The following is a 16,013-nucleotide window of genomic DNA, read 5'->3' on the forward strand; positions in this document are numbered from 1 at the left end:
AGCATGTATTTCGATCGGCTAAGACCGGTCACCGATTCGTCGATGACCACCGAACTATAGTCCAGTGAATCGCCGAATAGCTGCCGCTTTTACACCCTGAAATACGTGCCAGTACCGCTGCCAGCGATGGCATTTTCACTCTCTGCGGCACGGCTTTCAGACACCCGCCAACTTCAACCGCCGCGCATGCTCGACAAACAACCGGATCGGCTCCGCGCCCTTGCCCACCAGCCCGAACGACTGGTTGACGATATCGAAGTGATCCAGCGGATAGTCATCACCGATCACCGTTCCCAAATGCGAGCTGTTACGGCCGACCATGCCATCGCACTGCCCGGCCTCACGCACGAAGGTTTTGGCGAACAGCCGGCAACTGCGGTTGGTGCCATCGAACAGATTGCGCCCGCGATCCGTGATCCCCGGCTGCAAGATGCCGGACCAGGAGTAGTAACGCACTCCATTCACCAATTCATCGCCCTGCCCGCCCCAGCTCTGCGGCAACCCTTGCGGGTATTGCAGATTGAACAGCGCAACCCCTTCGCTGGTCAGCGACTGGTGTGACGCCGGCAGGTCCATCGGCAGCCTCAGCCCGTAATGGCCCGTGTCCAGCCATCCCATCACCCGCGCCACCATACAAAGCGCCAGGCTGAGCAGACGAGCCGGCAGCCCCTCACGGGGATAGTGCTTGTCAAAATAGTCCGCCAGCTCCGAGCCATGATTGGGACCGGCGACCGAGGTCACCGAGGCCACCCACTCCGGCCGTTTCGCCGCCGCATAACGGGCGGTCAGCGCGCCCTGGCTATGGCCGATCAGATTGACCTTGTCCGCCCCGGTGTCGCGGCGAATCTGCTCGATCCGCGCCAACAATTGCTCGCCACGCACCTCGCTGGAATGCAGCGGCGAGACCGCCACCGGAAATACCTGCGCGCCACCACGGCGCAAGGCCGGCACAATCCCGTACCAGTAGGGGAAAAACACCAGGCGGACAAAGCCGAGCATGCCCGGCACCAGCACCAGCGGATAACGTGTGGCAAGTTCTTGCGGCATCCCGTGAGCGTCCCTGAAGGTCAAAAGCCAAAGCCCGGCAGCACTGCGAAGGTCAAAGCATCGGCATTGAAGATGACAAATGCATTGTGGCGAGCCGGCCAGCCGGTATCACGCCACGCTTTCAGCCCTTCACCGTCTTCGGCGCCTTGCCCGCACGCATCTGTTCCAGCAACGGCGCGCACTGATTCGGTACATCGCCGCTGGGCGCCACCAACGCCAGCAGCCCCGCCGCCGGCCCGGCAATCAGGCCCAGGGCGACCATGCCGGCGCCGCGCAACATCAACGGCACCGCCTGCACGCCGGCATCGGGCTTGATAAATTTGCCCCGCACATACAAGGGCGAACGCAAGGACAACAAGCGCAAGCCCTTGGACTCCGGCGTAACCTTCAGGTCCAACTGCTCGTTGGCAAAGTTGGCCGTGCCATCGATATAGATGATTGCGTTCTCGGTATCGAAGACAAACAGCCGGGTGGTCGCCAGGCCGCTCTTGATCCCCAGGTCCGCCGCCGCGCAATTGATCTTCACTTCCTTGTCGCCAAAGATTTTCCCGACCACGTAGTTGCCCACGTTGAGCCCGGCGATCTCCATCAACCCACGACTGATGGCGCCATCGTTGACCAGCATCTTCAGGTCGCCATTGGAGGTGCCGAGCAACTTCGCCACCGAGTTGCCGGTGCCAGCGATATCCGCATCGCCATTGAGTTCACCGAAGCTGGTCTGCATCGGCTCGAAGGTGGGGAACAGTTGCTTGAGCTTGAAGTTGCGCGCCGTCAGCTTGGCCCGGCCCTGCATCGGCGTGGTGCGGCCGTTGAGGCGGATCTGTGCGTCGAGCTTGCCACCGGCCACGCCGAAACGCAGGGGCTCCAGGCTGAGCTCGCCGTCGGTGAGCACCAGATGGGTATAGAGGTCGGTAAACGGTAATTCGCTGCTATGGACGATGCGCTTGCCAGTGAATTCCACATCGGCGTCCATGTCGCGCCAGCGCTCGGTGCGGAACTCTTCCACCGGCAGCACCCTGTCCGCCGGCTGTTTGCTTTCGCCGCCACGGGCCTTCTGCTTGGCGTTGGAGTCGGCGCCGATCAACGGCGCCAGGTCGGTCATCAGCAGTTGATTGGAGACCAGGGTGCCACTGAGTTTGGGCCGCGGCTGGCTCGCCAGATAAGTGAGGTCGCCGTGGATATCGCTGGTGCCGATCTTGCCGTTGAATTTCTCGTAGGTGAACGCGGCCCCGGCGGGATCCCGTAGTTTGGCGATCAGATGACCGTCGGTCTCATACGCTGGCGAATCCGGCAGGGTGACGCCGGTCAGCGGGTAGAGGTTGCCCAGGCTGGTGCCCGACAGCGTCAGGCGCAGGTCGAGGGCGCCGAGATTGCGTGGGTCGGTCAGGGTCCCGGCGACGGCGATACGGGTGTCAGCGATCTTCACGTCGGCCTGGACCGGGAACGGTTTGGCCGCGTCCTGCAAGGCCAGCAAGCCGCCGATCTTACCGCTGCCGGCGAGGTTCTGGCCGTGGTACTGGCCTTTGACCTTCAGCGCAAAGGCATAGTCCTGGGGGGCAGCGCCTTTCTCCAGAGCCTTTTTCGCGGCCTTGTCACCGACGATATCGCCGAACGGAATCGACTTGCCCAACGGGTCGATCACCAGGTCCAGGTGCGCTTTCAGGCTCTGGTCATCGAAGGTGACATGGCCCTTGTCAAAGCCAATCGCGCCGATATCCACCACCCAGCTGGACGGTTCGGCGTTCGGGTCCGAGGGATCGAACTGGAAGCTCCAACTGGCGCGACCATCGGCCAGTCGTTCGAGGTTGGCATTGGGTTCGGTCAGGTCGATGCGTGGGATCACCACCTGCTGCGCCAACAGTGGCAGCGGTGAGAGACGCAACTCGACCCGCTTGAGGGTGACCATCTGCGGGCTCTTCGACCAGTCAGGATTGCCCAGGGTCAGGTCCTCGGCGATCAGATGCGGCCAAGGCACCCAGGCCCTCCAGCCGCCCTCGTCGGCTTCACGCTGCCAGCGCAGGGACAAGTCACCATTGATGGCGAAGGGACGATGGAGGATAGCCGAGACCTTGGCATTGATCGGCGGCTTGACCCGGTTCCAATCGAACAGGGCGATGACGGCGACCAGCACGGCCAGCAGGAGGACGAGGCTGGCGCCGGTCCAGGCAAGAATCTTTCGAGTGCGCGTCATTGCACGGGGCTCCTAGAACGACTGAGCGTCTAAAAATCGACGCATTATGCCTGTACGACCCACAAACGCCCGACAAGGTTTAACACCAAAAACCATTAATCGACCCGTGCTGGGAATCAACGGTCCTGACCAATCCGCCAGCTTTTCGTTCACTGCATGCCCCCATGTGGCGCGGCAGTGGGTCGAAAATACCCATTGCGGAGCAAAGGTAACGCGCTGTAAGCCTTGATCTAGAGGGGTTTGGGTAGAACCATCAATTCCGTTGATTATTAACATTGTGCTTATGAACTTTTATATCGATTTTGCAAGAGTAGCATTGGCTTCGTACCCACTTTATCGCCCTCCTACGGAGCACCCGATCATGAAACGCCAATTACTGCTTAGCCTCACACTTGCCGTCCTGACTGCCAATGCCTACGCGCTGCCAGCCCGTGAACAGGCTGCTCCACAGGCTCAGGCCAGCCATGCAACCGTTAGCCAAGTGCTGAACACCCTGGCCGAAGACGGTAGCTCCCGTACTCCACAAGCCCAACACGAAAGAGAAAACGGCTTGGCCGAAAACGGTTCCAGCAAAACCGCAATCGGTGAGAACGACAAATTCGCTGAAAACGGTAGCGACCATACTCCACAAGCCCAGCACGAAAGAGAAAACGGCTTGGCCGAGAATGGCTCCAGCAAAACCGCCATTGGTGAGAACGACAAGTTCGCTGAAAACGGCAGCGCCCATACACCACAAGCCCAACACGAAAGAGAAAACGGCCTGGCCGAGAACGGCTCCAGCAAGACCTCCATTGGTGAGAACGACAAATTCGCCGAAGGTGGCCGTGCTCGCCTGGAAGAGAAAGGCCTGGTCCAAGACGGCGGTGACCGTGTGATCGAACGCAACAGCAGCCTGAGTTAAGGCCTTGCTGGCCTGGAACAAAGCCCGGTCTCCTGGACCGGGCTTTGATATTTCAGGGCCCTGAATATTCGAAATCCCGCGATTGCCCCCTTCTCTTGGTTCGACGCCGGCAAAGCTGATTTGCTAGAGTGCGCCGCTCTCTTCATCCAGAAAATACCCTTGCGATGCTGCCCCGCGCCGAACAGAAACAACAGACTCGACACGCGCTCATGGACGCCGCCCGGCACCTGATGGAATCCGGCCGTGGCTTCGGCAGCCTGAGCCTGCGGGAAGTGGCGAAGACCGCCGGCATCGTGCCCACCGGTTTCTACCGACATTTCGACGATATGGACCAGCTCGGCCTGGCCCTGGTCCGCGAAGTCGGCCAGACCTTCCGCGAAACCATCCGGCTGGTGCGTCACAACGAGTTCGTCATGGGCGGCATCATCGATGCGTCGGTGCGGATTTTTCTCGATGTGGTGGCGGCCAATCGCTCGCAGTTCCTGTTTCTCGCCCGTGAGCAATACGGTGGTTCGCAGCCGGTGCGCCAGGCCATCGGGGCGTTGCGGGAAAATATCAGCACGGACCTGGCGACCGACCTGGGCCTGATGCCCAAGCTCGACCACCTGGACCCCGCCGGGTTGGCGGTCATGGCCGACCTGATCGTCAAGAGTGTGTTCGCCACCCTGCCGGATATCATCGACCCACCGTCCGATCCCTTGCCGGAACATCTGACGCCCCAGGCCAAGATTACCCAGCAACTGCGCTTCATCTTTATCGGATTGAAGCATTGGCAGGGTCTGGGCAGTACCGAGTAACCGGAACGGGTGCCCTGCACCCGGATCGCCGGCAAGCCCCTACAGTTCGACACGACAAGATCTTGGCGTTGAAACGCAGACCTGTGGGAGCCGGTGTGCCGGCGATGAGGCCCGCCAGGCACCACAAAAGCGCACTTACATCACTTGCGCACCATATTGAAACATTCTGAAACATGACTACGCTCCCTTTTCAGGCATCCAGCGCTTTCTGACGGGACTTTCCTACGCGGCGAACGATTGGCAAGCCCCTTGCTCTAGCTCAACCATCGCTCATTGCCGGAAGCCTCCTGATGTTGGTGATTCATCGCAGAATCGAAGCGCAATCCACCTGGGCCGCCGAGCTGCACCTGAACTTCGAAGCCCGCAGCAAAAGTCGCCTGCGCTGTTTCAGTGCCGAGGGTGAGGACGTAGGACTATTCCTTGAACGTGGCCAGCCACCGCTGTACGACGGTGAATACCTGGAAGCCGAGGACGGCCGCATCGTGCGGGTCTGCGCGCGCCCCGAACAACTGCTGCACGTCACCTGCCACAATGCCTTCGAACTGACCCGTGCCGCCTACCACCTGGGCAACCGCCATGTCGCCCTGCAAGTCGGCGACGGCTGGCTCAGACTGCTTGACGACTACGTGCTCAAGGCCATGCTCGAACAGCTCGGCGCCCATACCGAAACCCTCGAAGCCCCATTCCAGCCGGAACACGGTGCCTACGGCGGCGGCCATCACCACTCCCGCCACGGCGACGAAGACTTCAACTACCCGCCGCGCCTGCACCAGTTCGGTGTGCGCCCATGAACCCGGCCTGGGCGCTGTTGCGCCTGGCCAGCCCGCAATTGCCCATCGGCGGCTACAGCTATTCCCAAGGCCTGGAAATGGCCGTGGAACAGGCCCGGGTCAAGGACGCAGATGGCGCCCGGCGCTGGATCGCCGATCAATTGCTGCTCAATCTGGCCCGCTTCGAAGCGCCGCTGCTGCTCGCCCATTGCCAGACAGCGGCGGACGAAAACTGGGGCGAGTTGCAACAGCTCTGCGAAGAACACCGCGCCAGCCGAGAAACCCGCGAGCTGTATCAGGAAAGCCGGCAGATGGGTTATTCCCTGCAGCAGTTGCTCAGCGGCCTGCCGGAACTGGATGACACCGCCCGAACCTTCCTCGCAGAGCAAAGCGAACCGCATCTGGCCCTGGGCTGGGCGCTGGCCGCCCGTGCCTGGCAGATCAGTCCCCAGGACGCCTTGGCCGCCTGGCTCTGGAGCTGGCTGGAAAACCAACTGGCCGTGCTGATGAAAACCCTGCCCCTGGGCCAGCAAGCCGCCCAGCGCCTGACCAGCGAGTTGCTGCCCCTGCTGCAACAGGCCCAGCAAGCCGCCACGGCCCAGGATCTTCAATCCATCGGCAGCGCCGCCTTCGGCCTGTCCCTGGCGTGCATGGCCCATGAGCGCCAGTACAGCCGCCTGTTTCGTTCCTAGGAGAACATGATGAACGCACAACCTCTGCGTGTCGGTATCGGCGGCCCGGTGGGCTCCGGCAAGACCGCCCTGACCCTGGCCCTGTGCCTGGCCCTGCGTGACCGCTACAACCTGGCGGTGGTCACCAACGATATCTACACCCGCGAAGACGCCGACTTCCTGGTGCGCAACGAAGCCCTGGCCCCGGAGCGGATCATCGGCGTGGAAACCGGTGGCTGCCCGCACACCGCGATTCGCGAGGATGCCTCGATCAACCTCGAAGCCGTCGACCAGTTGAACCGTCGCTTCCCGGGGTTGGACCTGATCCTGGTGGAATCCGGCGGCGACAACCTCTCGGCGACCTTCAGCCCGGAACTCTCCGACCTGACGATCTACGTGATCGACGTCTCGGCCGGCGACAAGCTGCCGCGCAAGGGCGGGCCGGGGATCTGCAAGTCCGACCTGCTGGTGATCAACAAGATCGACCTGGCACCGCTGGTGGGCGCGTCCCTGGAGATGATGGACAGCGACACGCGGCGCATGCGCGGTGACAAGCCGTTTGTCTTCAGCAACCAGAAAACCGGACATGGCCTGGACGCCATCGTCGCCTTTATCGAACGCCAGGGCCTGCTGACAGCAGCCTGATGCCTGGCCAACCGCTACTTCAACAATACGGAGCCCGACCATGACCTTGAAAAAAATCCTCGGCACCCTCGCCCTGCTGCTTATGCCGGCCATCGCCTTTGCCCATCCCGGCCACGGCGACAGCGGCTGGATGGCGGGTGTCAGCCATCCGGTCAGCGGCATCGATCATTTGCTGGCGATGGTGGCCGTCGGTTTATGGGCGGCGCAGCAAAAAGGCAGCGCACGCTGGGCGTTGCCCTGCACCTTTGTCGGAACCATGCTGCTCGGCGGGGTACTGGGTTTCGAAGGGCTGGCGCTGCCGGCACTGGAAAGCGGGATTGCCGCATCGGTATTGGCCCTGGGCCTGGCGGTGGCGCTGGCGGTACGGCCACCGTTGAGCCTGGCGCTGGCGGCGACGGCGCTGTTTGCCTTGTTCCACGGTGTGGCCCACGGTCTTGAACTGCCAGAGATGTCGAGCCCGTGGACCTATGCGGCCGGTTTTGTGGTCGCGACCGCGACTTTGCATGCACTGGGTTATGCCGTGGTGCGGGTGTTGCCGCAAGCCGCGGCACCGTTGGTGCGGGTGGCCGGTGTTGCGTCGGCGGCGACCGGGGTCTGGTTGCTCGCGGGCTGATTCTTGTAGCGCCAGGATGGGCCTCTTCGCGGCGGTGCGGCGTCCCGACAAGCCCTGCTCCTACAGTTTTGCGTCGAACCTCAATGGGGTGATCGACATAAACCCTGTAGGAGCAGGGCTTGCCCGCGAAGAGGCCCGCATGATCAGCAAAAATGTCTCAGGCAGACCCCATTGCGCTATTCCTACGTTCTGCTCACCACAACCACAGCATCGTCCGCTACCGCCTGTTAACATGTCGCGCAACCGCCCTTGCCCTGACGACGCCAGCCGATGCCCGATGTTTCCAGCTCCGCCTCCACGCCTGAATTGAGTGCACTGTTCAACACCGTGCAAGACCACTTCCGCCAGGTCATCGTGCCGCTGTGGCAAGGCCCCGGCTGGAACGCCGAGATGGCGCTGCCCTACGAGGCGCTGGACGCCGACCATCGGCCGTTGCCCGCGCAACGCTATCGCGCCATGGCCTGCGCCCGTCAGTTGTATCTGTTTTCCAGCCTGATCGGCGACGCCGCTTTCCCCGCCGCCAGCGAACGCGCCAGCGCGCTGTTCCGTTCGTTGCAACGGCATTTCCACGATGCCGAGTACGGCGGCTGGTTCTACAGCGTCGACCCCCACGGCAAGCCGCTGGACACCCGCAAGGATCTCTACACCCACGCCTTCATTCTCTTCGCCTGCGCCCATTACTGGGCCAAGGTCCGCGAGCCGCTGGTGGAGTCGGTGCTCAACGCCGCCCTGGAAGTGATCGCCGTGCGTTTCGCCAATGGCGACGGCCTGTATGAAGCGAGTTTGGAGCGTGACTGGTCGCCCCTGGGCAGCGGGCCGTTGCAGAACCCGTTGATGCACCTGGCCGAAGCTTTTCTGGCAACCCTGTCGGTGCGTGAAGACGCCCCCACCCAGGGCGCACTGCTGGCCCTGGCCGCCGGCATGCAGCAACGCTTTATCGACCGCCACCACGGCGTGATGCTGGAGAAACCGCTGGGGGCTGTGGATAACTGGTTCGAACCGGGCCATCAGTTCGAATGGCTGTTCCTGCTGGAATCATCGCCCTTGCTGCGCGGCACTGCGCTGCATGGCTCGCTGGAGCGGGCGTTCGCCTTTGCCGAGCAATCGGGGGTCGATCCGCAAAGCGGCGCGGTCAGCGGCATGCTGGGCATCGACGGCAGCCTGCGCGACGGCACCCAACGGATCTGGGCCCAGGCCGAATACCTGCGGGCGCTGACGTTGCGTGTGGATAACTCGGCGCGCCTACAGCACCAGCTGGCGGCCTTGCAGCAGCACTTCCTGCACCCGGGCGGCTGGCACGAGTGCCTGGACGCCAAGGGCGAGGTCAGCCGGAAGGATATGCCGTCGACCACCCCTTATCACCTGGCGACCTGCCTGAGTGGCCTGGCCGAGTATTTCGGCTGAGCCAAGCACAAGCAGGCACTTGAAGACATTGCGGGAGCGGTGCTTGTCGGATCGCCGCACCGCCGCGAAGCTTTTAGCGGCCTCAAGGGCCTCTTCGCGAGCAAGCTCTGCTCCCACAGGGGACATGTCTGGCCTTGGCTACAAGGCATCAGGCCAAACCCGCTCGCCACAATAAGCGAACGTTCTCAGCCCTTGTTGCGCTCGATGGCAAACCCGCTCCAGGTCTGGCTCACCGGCATCAGCTCGAGGCTGTTGATATTGACGTGGGCCGGGGTGTTGAGCACCCAGAAGATCGTATCGGCGATGTCCTGCGGCTGGATCGGCTCGGCACCGGCATAGGTCGCGTCGTAGCGCGCCTGGTCACCGGCAAAACGCACCAGCGAGAACTCGCTCTCGCACAGCCCCGGCTCGATATTGGTCACCCGCACACCCGTGCCCTGCAAATCGCAGCGCAGGTTCAGGGAGAACTGTTTGACGAACGCCTTGCTCGCGCCATAGACATGGCTGCCCGGGTACGGGTAGTTGCCGGCAATCGACCCCAGGTTGATGATCCCCGCCCCACGGCCATAGGCGATCAGGTGCGGCAGCAGCAGACGGGTGCTGTACATCAAGCCCTTGATGTTGGTATCGACCATGGTGTCCCAGTCGTCCAGGTCGCACTTGGGCGCCGGATCGACCCCCAGGGCCAGGCCCGCGTTATTGATCAGACCGCGCAGTTTGGCGAAGCTCGGCGGCAGGTTGGCAATGGCTTCTTCCATGGCCTTGCGGTCGCGCACATCCAGCACCAGGCCATGCACTTCGGTCTGTTTCGACAGCTCGGCGCACAAGGCATTCAAGCGCTCCTCACGACGGCCGGTGAGCACCAGCTTCCAGCCGGCCTCGGCAAAACGACGGGCACAGGCCTCGCCAAAACCGGAAGTCGCGCCCGTGATAAACAACGTGGATGTCATGGAGTTCTCCTTGCTCGGCCCGCGGGCCGCCAGATATGAATACGGTCGTTGCGCAGCATGCCTCAACGTCGGCCAGCGGCGAAATGGAATCTTGAAAACAACACAACTGTACAAAAAATGATCAATCGCAGCAAAGCCAGGCAAATCGGGGCCTGGCGCCTGCTGTACGCACCTTATCCACAGCCCCGTCCACAGTATCCGGGGGCAACTCGAAAACCCGCCAATCCGCTGTACACAAGGCCTCCAGCGGTATTTCAAAAGTTTTTCCCTTGACCCCGGAACAGCCGTTGTGTAGCCACCGGCGAAAAATCCCCTGGGGACGATTTCACGCCAGTGGCTCCAGGCCAGTAATTACGCCACCCGGGGGCATGTTTCCAGAGTTTGCCCACAGAGTTATCCACAGGCTGTGCAGGCGGCTTGTCGGGCGCAAGGCGTGACAATATACCTGTTGACAAAACGCCCCGGCGCTTTGCAAAACACCACCGATCAAAAAACAACCAACGCGCTGCAAGCCACGGTTTCAAAGGCTCTCAGCCAGCTACTCCCACGTTACCCACAGCCACCTCCACAGCAAACGGGGACAAGTCAAATTGATGACAAAACAATCATTTGCAGCGGTTTCATGTCGCACTTTGGCAGGTTGCGCAGATTGTTTTCCACAATTTCGGATCCAGGCTGTGGACAGACAAAAAAACGCCCCGGATCCGAAGATCACGGGGCGTTTCAGGGTCGCACAAACCTGTAGGACTCTAATGTCCGCCCAGGTAGGCGTTGCGCACTTCCTCGTTGACCAGCAGCTCCTTGCCGGTGCCACTGAGGCGAATCTCGCCGTTGACCATCACATAGGCCCGGTCCGACAAGCGCAGGGCGTGGTTGGCGTTCTGCTCCACCAGGAAGATGGTCATGCCCGAGGCCGCCAGCTCGCGCAGGGTGGCGAAGATCTGCTTCACCACGATCGGCGCCAGGCCCAGGCTCGGCTCGTCCAGCAATAGCAGCTTGGGCCGGCTCATCAGCGCCCGGGCAATCGCCAGCATCTGCTGCTCGCCGCCGGACATGGTCATGGCCCGCTGGTTACGCCGCTCCTTGAGCCGTGGAAACAACTCGAACATGCGCTGCATGTCCTCGTCGACGAACTTGTCGCCAATGGGGATGGTGCCCATCTGCAGGTTCTCTTCCACGGTCATGTCCGGGAACACCCGGCGGCCTTCCGGCGACTGGGCGATACCGTTGGAGGCGATGTAGTGGGACGACTTGTGGGTAATGTCGACGCCCCGGTAGATGATCTCCCCGGCGGCGGCTCGCGGCTGGCCGAAGATCGACATCAGCAGCGTCGACTTGCCCGCGCCGTTGGAGCCGATCAGGCTCACGGTTTCGCCTTCGTTGATGTGCAACGAGACCTTCTTCAGGGCCTGGATCGGCCCGTAGAACACTTCCAGGTTCTTCAGTTCGAGGATAGGTTGACTCATACCAGTTCCTCTTCATCGGCGCCCAGGTAGGCGGCAATCACTTTCGGATCGTTGCGGATGGCTTCCGGCCCTCCCTCGGCAATCACGTTGCCGTGGTCCAGTACCACGATGTGGTCGGAAATACTCATGACCATGCCCATGTCGTGTTCGATCAGCACCACGGTCAGGTCGTGCTCGTCGCGCAGCAGCCGGATCATCGAGCTCAGCGCTTCGGTTTCCTGGGGGTTGAGGCCCGCCGCCGGTTCGTCGAGGCAAATGATCCGCGGCCGCGTGCACATGGCCCGGGCAATTTCCAGGCGGCGTTGCTGGCCGTAGGACAACTCGCCGGCCAGGCGGTTGGCACAGTCCACCAGGTCGACCACTTCCAGCCAGTAGAACGCGGTGTCCAGGGCGTCGCTTTCAGCCTTGCGGTAGCCCTTGGTATTGAGGATGCCGGAGAGCATATTGCGATTGACCCACATGTGCTGGGCCACCAGCAGGTTCTCCAGCACCGACATTTCCTTGAACAGGCGAATGTTCTGGAAGGTCCGGGCCAGGCCCGCGCGGTTCACCAGGTGGGTGCCGCCGAACATCTTGTAGTAGAGCCGGCTGAAGAAGGTTTTCGGCGAAGCGAAATCCCCCAGGCGAAAGGATTCACCCAGCAGCTGGATCACGTTGGTGCGCTTGTCGCGCACATTCAGTTCGATCTTGCCGCCAGTGGCCTTGTAGAAGCCGGTCAGGCAGTTGAACACCGTGGTCTTGCCCGCGCCGTTGGGGCCGATCAGGGCGAAGATCGAGTTGCGTTTGACTTGCAGGCTGACGTCGCTGAGGGCCTTGATCCCCCCGAAGTGCATCATCAGCTTTTCGACTTTCAGAACGATGTCATTACTCATTGGCCAGTCCCTCCCACCAGGACGCCCTTGCGTGGGGTCACCCCGGTGCGGCTGATGCGGATCAGGCCACGTGGCCGCCAGATCATCATCAACACCATCAATACGCCGAACAGCAATACACGGTACTCGGCGAAACTACGCAGCAGCTCCGGCGCCACGGTCAGTACAAACGCCGCGATCACCACACCGATGGTCGACCCCATGCCGCCCAACACCACGATGGCTAGGATCAGCGCGGACTCGAAGAAGGTGAAGGAAGTCGGGTTGACGAAACCCTGGTAGGTGGCGAAGAACACCCCCGCCAGACCGGCGGTGGAAGCCCCCAGGGTGAACGCCGAGAGTTTCACCAGCACGTGGTTCAAGCCCATGGCGCGGCAGGCGATCTCGTCTTCACGCAAGGCTTCCCAGGCGCGGCCCACCGGCATGCGGGTCAGGCGATGCTTGATGTAGAGCACGGCCAGTACCACCAGGAACAGCACGGTGTAGATGAAATAGAACTTCACGTCCGGGTTGTAGGCGATGCCGAAGAACTCATGGAAGGGAATCCCGCCCTCCTTCGCGCGCTTGCCGAACTCCAGGCCGAAGAAGGTCGGCAGCGGCGCCGGCATCCCGTTCGGACCGCCGGTCAGCGACAGCCAGTTGTTGAGGATCAGGCGGATGATCTCGCCGAAACCCAGGGTCACGATGGCCAGGTAGTCACCGTGCAGGCGCAGGACCGGGAAGCCGAGGATGCACCCCGCCAGCGCGGCGGTGATGGCGGCCAGCGGCAGGACGGTCCAGAACCCCAGCCCGAGGTATTGATAACCCAGCGCCAGGCCATAGGCACCGATGGCATAGAACGCCACGTAGCCCAGGTCGAGCAAGCCGGCGAGGCCCACCACGATATTAAGGCCAAGACCGAGCAGGACGTAGATCAGGCCGAGGATCACCACCCCCAGCAGATAGGAGTTGGCGAACACCGGAAAGATCACCGCAATGGCGATCATGATCGGGATGATCCAGCGCAGGCGCGACTTGTAGTCCGGCGCCAGCACATGCACACCGGAACCGGTGCTCTCGAAGCCTTCGAGAATCCGCAGGCCCTTGGGTGTCTGCAGGAACAGGCTGAGGGCAAAACGGCCGAGCATCACAATCGCCACCAGCCAGGCGACGCGGGTCGGTTGCAGGTTGAAGCTGTAGCCCTCCAGGACGACCCCGACGATGGGGCCGAAGACAATCAGTGCGACCAGGCCGGCGAGAATGGCGTCAACCAGGCTTTTCTTGATATCGAGCGATTTTTGAGTGGTTGAGGACATTGCTTACACCTTCGACACAAGAGGACGGCCCAACAGGCCTTGCGGCCGAAAGACCAGTACCAGGACCAGCAGCGAGAAGCTGAAGACGTCCTTGTAATCCGAGTTGACCAGGCCGGAGAACAGCGATTCGGAGATGCCGAGGATGATCCCGCCGAGCATGGCGCCCGGTAGCGAGCCGATGCCGCCGAGCACCGCGGCGGTAAACGCCTTGATGCCGATCACGAAGCCGGCGTAGAAGTCGAAAGTGCCGTAGTTCATGGTGATCAGCACACCCGCGAGGGCCGCCATGGCCGCGCCGATGATGAACACATAGGAAATCACCCGGTCGGTGTTGATCCCGAGAATCGAAGCCATCTTGCGGTCTTGCTGGGTCGCGCGACACATGCGGCCCAACTTGGTGTACTTGATGACATAGGTCAAAAGGCCCATGCCGAGGAACGCGGCCACCAGGATAAAGACCTTGGTGTAGGTGAGCTGGACAAAGCCGGTGCCGACATCGACGCGCCAGGCGCCGGTGAGCAACGTCGGTACGCCCTGTTGCTTGGCGCCCTGGGCGATCTGCGCGTAGTTCTGCAGGATCAGCGAAATCCCGATGGCGCTGATCAGCGGTGCCAGTCGGGTGGAGTTGCGCAGGGGTTTGTAGGCGATACGCTCGATGACCCAGCCATACACCCCGGTGACGATGATGGTGAAGACCAGCGTGCCGAGCATCAGGAGCGGGAAGGATTCAATACCGAAGTAAGCCAGCAGAGCCAGACTGATTGCCGCGAGGTAAGCGGAAATCATGTAAACCTCGCCGTGGGCGAAGTTGATCATGCCGATGATGCCATAGACCATTGTGTAGCCGATGGCGATCAGGCCATAGACCGACCCGAGGGTCAGGCCATTGACCAGTTGCTGCAGGAAAATACCATCCATAACGCAATCTCACGCATTTGAGAGACTGCACAGAAGTGCACCGCGACGGCTGGGGTTCAACCACCGTCGCAGCACAGCCATGTGCAGCTCTACGAGAAAAGACAGGTACTGCACGGACACGCGTGGCGACTGGCTGGCGCACGGGGCGCCAGCCGGGTCAGGCCTTCATGTCACTTCTGTTTTTCCAGCTGATGGTATTTGCCGCTCGCGTCCCACTGGTAAACCACGTAGTCGGAGATTTTCAGGTCGCCCTTGGCGTCCCAGGTCTTCTCGCCCATCACGGTCTTGACCGGGTGTGCTTTCAGCCACTTGGCCGCCTCTTCGCCCTTGTTGGACTTGGCGCCGTTGAAAGCCGCGGCCAGGGTCTGTACCGAGGCGTAGGCATAGAGGGTGTAACCTTCCGGCTCGTAGCCCGACTTGCGGAACTGGTCAACGACCGCCTTGCTGTCCGGCAGCAGACGTGGGTCGGCGCCGAAGGTCATGAGTACACCGTCGACGTATTGCGGACCACCGGCAGTGGTCACCAGTTCGTCGGTGACGATACCGTCGTCAGACATGAACTTGACGTCTTTCAAGCCTTCAGTGCGCAGTTGCTTGACCAGCGGACCGGCTTCCGGGTGCAGGCCGCCGAAGTAGACCACGTCGGCACCAGCGGCACGGATCTTGGTCACCAGGGCGCTGAAGTCCTTCTCGCCACGGGTCAGGCCTTCGTAGATCACCGGAGTCACACCGCGCTTGATCAACTGGGCCTTGGTGGCATCCGCCAGGCCTTGGCCATAGGTGTCCTTGTCGTGGATGACCGCGACTTTCTTGCCCTTGAGCACGTCGACGATGTAGTTGCCGGCCACGATGCCCTGCTGGTCGTCACGACCACACATACGGAACATCGCACCCAGACCGCGCTCGGTCACCTGAGGGTTGGTAGAGCCCGGGGTGATCGCGATGATGCCCGCTTCGTCGTAGATCTCCGAAGCCGGGATGGTGGAAGAGGAACAGAAGTGCCCGACGACGCCGGCGACTTTCTGGTTGCTCAGGTCCTTGGCGACCGTTACCGCCTGTTTTGGCTCACAGGCATCATCGCCCTTGATCAGGACGATTTTTTCGCCGTTGACGCCACCGGCCGCGTTGATCGCATCCGCCGCCGCTTGCGCACCTTTCATGTACTGCTCGCCGAAAGAAGCGTTGGCACCGGTCATCGGACCCGCCACGCCGATCTTGACGTCAGCCTGAGCAAACGCAGAAACACCCAACGCAGCAGCCACTGCGAGGGCTACAAAGCCTTTCTTGTAAAACGTCTGGGACATGAGGTGGTGCTCCAAGGTTTTTTTAGTTGGCACTGCGACTTCAATGAATGCTCAGAGCAAGGGGCGTGCCATAGGTTTTTTGTTCTGCAAAAAGTCGCTGTCTTATTGTTTTATGGACTGTTTCGGGCCCTTTTTAACTGGGCGTGCAACCGTCTAAACCGCGGAAGGT

At 61.7% G+C, this 16,013-nt stretch carries 15 protein-coding genes; 7 read left to right on the forward strand and 8 right to left on the reverse strand.

Going from position 1 to position 16,013, the window contains the following annotated elements; genetic code table 11:
- Positions 1-156: 156 nt before the first annotated feature.
- Together M5C01_RS06170 and M5C01_RS06175 are read right to left on the reverse strand one after the other, a co-directional pair.
- Positions 157-1,047, reverse strand: a complete 891-nt coding sequence (locus M5C01_RS06170) for a triacylglycerol lipase (RefSeq protein WP_152737668.1) — start codon at positions 1,045-1,047, stop codon at positions 157-159.
- Positions 1,048-1,168: 121 nt separating this feature from the next.
- Positions 1,169-3,238, reverse strand: coding sequence for an AsmA family protein (locus M5C01_RS06175; protein WP_152737669.1), 2,070 nt, complete (start codon positions 3,236-3,238; stop codon positions 1,169-1,171).
- Positions 3,239-3,521: 283 nt separating this feature from the next.
- Between M5C01_RS06175 and M5C01_RS06180 the strand changes: the two genes are divergently transcribed.
- The 7 genes from M5C01_RS06180 to M5C01_RS06210 all read left to right on the forward strand — a co-directional run bounded on the left by M5C01_RS06180 (position 3,522) and on the right by M5C01_RS06210 (position 9,039).
- Positions 3,522-4,139: a hypothetical protein gene (locus M5C01_RS06180; protein ID WP_248764289.1), complete on the forward strand. Its 618-nt coding sequence runs from the start codon at positions 3,522-3,524 to the stop codon at positions 4,137-4,139.
- 164 nt (positions 4,140-4,303) lie between these two features.
- The gene (locus tag M5C01_RS06185; protein ID WP_103495681.1) at positions 4,304-4,936 is read left to right on the forward strand and encodes a TetR family transcriptional regulator; all 633 of its coding nucleotides are present in this window, start codon (positions 4,304-4,306) and stop codon (positions 4,934-4,936) included.
- A 290-nt stretch (positions 4,937-5,226) separates the two neighbouring features.
- The gene (ureE, locus tag M5C01_RS06190) at positions 5,227-5,727 is read left to right on the forward strand and encodes an urease accessory protein UreE (protein ID WP_152737670.1); all 501 of its coding nucleotides are present in this window, start codon (positions 5,227-5,229) and stop codon (positions 5,725-5,727) included.
- Positions 5,724-6,398 carry an urease accessory UreF family protein gene (locus tag M5C01_RS06195; protein WP_152737671.1) on the forward strand — a complete coding sequence of 225 codons (675 nt, stop codon included), beginning with the start codon at positions 5,724-5,726 and terminating at the stop codon, positions 6,396-6,398. Before ureE ends, M5C01_RS06195 begins: the two co-directional genes overlap by 4 nt.
- A 9-nt stretch (positions 6,399-6,407) precedes the next feature.
- Positions 6,408-7,022: an urease accessory protein UreG gene (ureG, locus tag M5C01_RS06200; RefSeq protein WP_103495679.1), complete on the forward strand. Its 615-nt coding sequence runs from the start codon at positions 6,408-6,410 to the stop codon at positions 7,020-7,022.
- A 40-nt stretch (positions 7,023-7,062) separates the two neighbouring features.
- A complete protein-coding gene (locus M5C01_RS06205) occupies positions 7,063-7,635 on the forward strand; it encodes a HupE/UreJ family protein (protein WP_103495678.1) in 573 nt (190 codons plus the stop codon).
- Positions 7,636-7,905: 270 nt separating this feature from the next.
- Positions 7,906-9,039 (forward strand): AGE family epimerase/isomerase, encoded by a 1,134-nt coding sequence (locus M5C01_RS06210; protein WP_152737672.1) that lies wholly within the window; start codon positions 7,906-7,908, stop codon positions 9,037-9,039.
- A 185-nt stretch (positions 9,040-9,224) separates the two neighbouring features.
- On the opposite strand, the gene M5C01_RS06215 is transcribed toward M5C01_RS06210, so the two are convergent.
- The 6 genes from M5C01_RS06215 to M5C01_RS06240 all read right to left on the reverse strand — a co-directional run bounded on the left by M5C01_RS06215 (position 9,225) and on the right by M5C01_RS06240 (position 15,844).
- Positions 9,225-9,989, reverse strand: coding sequence for an SDR family oxidoreductase (locus tag M5C01_RS06215; RefSeq protein ID WP_103495676.1), 765 nt, complete (start codon positions 9,987-9,989; stop codon positions 9,225-9,227).
- Between the two features lie 749 nt (positions 9,990-10,738).
- Positions 10,739-11,455, reverse strand: coding sequence for an ABC transporter ATP-binding protein (locus M5C01_RS06220; RefSeq protein WP_100939676.1), 717 nt, complete (start codon positions 11,453-11,455; stop codon positions 10,739-10,741).
- Positions 11,452-12,327, reverse strand: coding sequence for an ATP-binding cassette domain-containing protein (locus M5C01_RS06225; RefSeq protein ID WP_152737673.1), 876 nt, complete (start codon positions 12,325-12,327; stop codon positions 11,452-11,454). The genes M5C01_RS06220 and M5C01_RS06225 overlap by 4 nt, the downstream gene beginning before the upstream one ends.
- A complete protein-coding gene (gene livM / locus M5C01_RS06230; RefSeq protein WP_103495674.1) occupies positions 12,324-13,622 on the reverse strand; it encodes a high-affinity branched-chain amino acid ABC transporter permease LivM in 1,299 nt (432 codons plus the stop codon). The genes M5C01_RS06225 and livM overlap by 4 nt, the downstream gene beginning before the upstream one ends.
- Before the next feature lie 3 nt (positions 13,623-13,625).
- A complete protein-coding gene (locus M5C01_RS06235; RefSeq protein WP_100939679.1) occupies positions 13,626-14,540 on the reverse strand; it encodes a branched-chain amino acid ABC transporter permease LivH in 915 nt (304 codons plus the stop codon).
- A gap of 170 nt (positions 14,541-14,710) precedes the next feature.
- Positions 14,711-15,844, reverse strand: a complete 1,134-nt coding sequence (locus M5C01_RS06240) for a branched-chain amino acid ABC transporter substrate-binding protein (RefSeq protein ID WP_152737674.1) — start codon at positions 15,842-15,844, stop codon at positions 14,711-14,713.
- Positions 15,845-16,013: the final 169 nt, after the last annotated feature.

Origin of the sequence: Pseudomonas sp. MWU12-2319 (assembly GCF_023242525.1) — a bacterium.
In the GTDB taxonomy this organism is placed as follows: Bacteria; Pseudomonadota; Gammaproteobacteria; order Pseudomonadales; family Pseudomonadaceae; genus Aquipseudomonas; species Aquipseudomonas gingeri_D.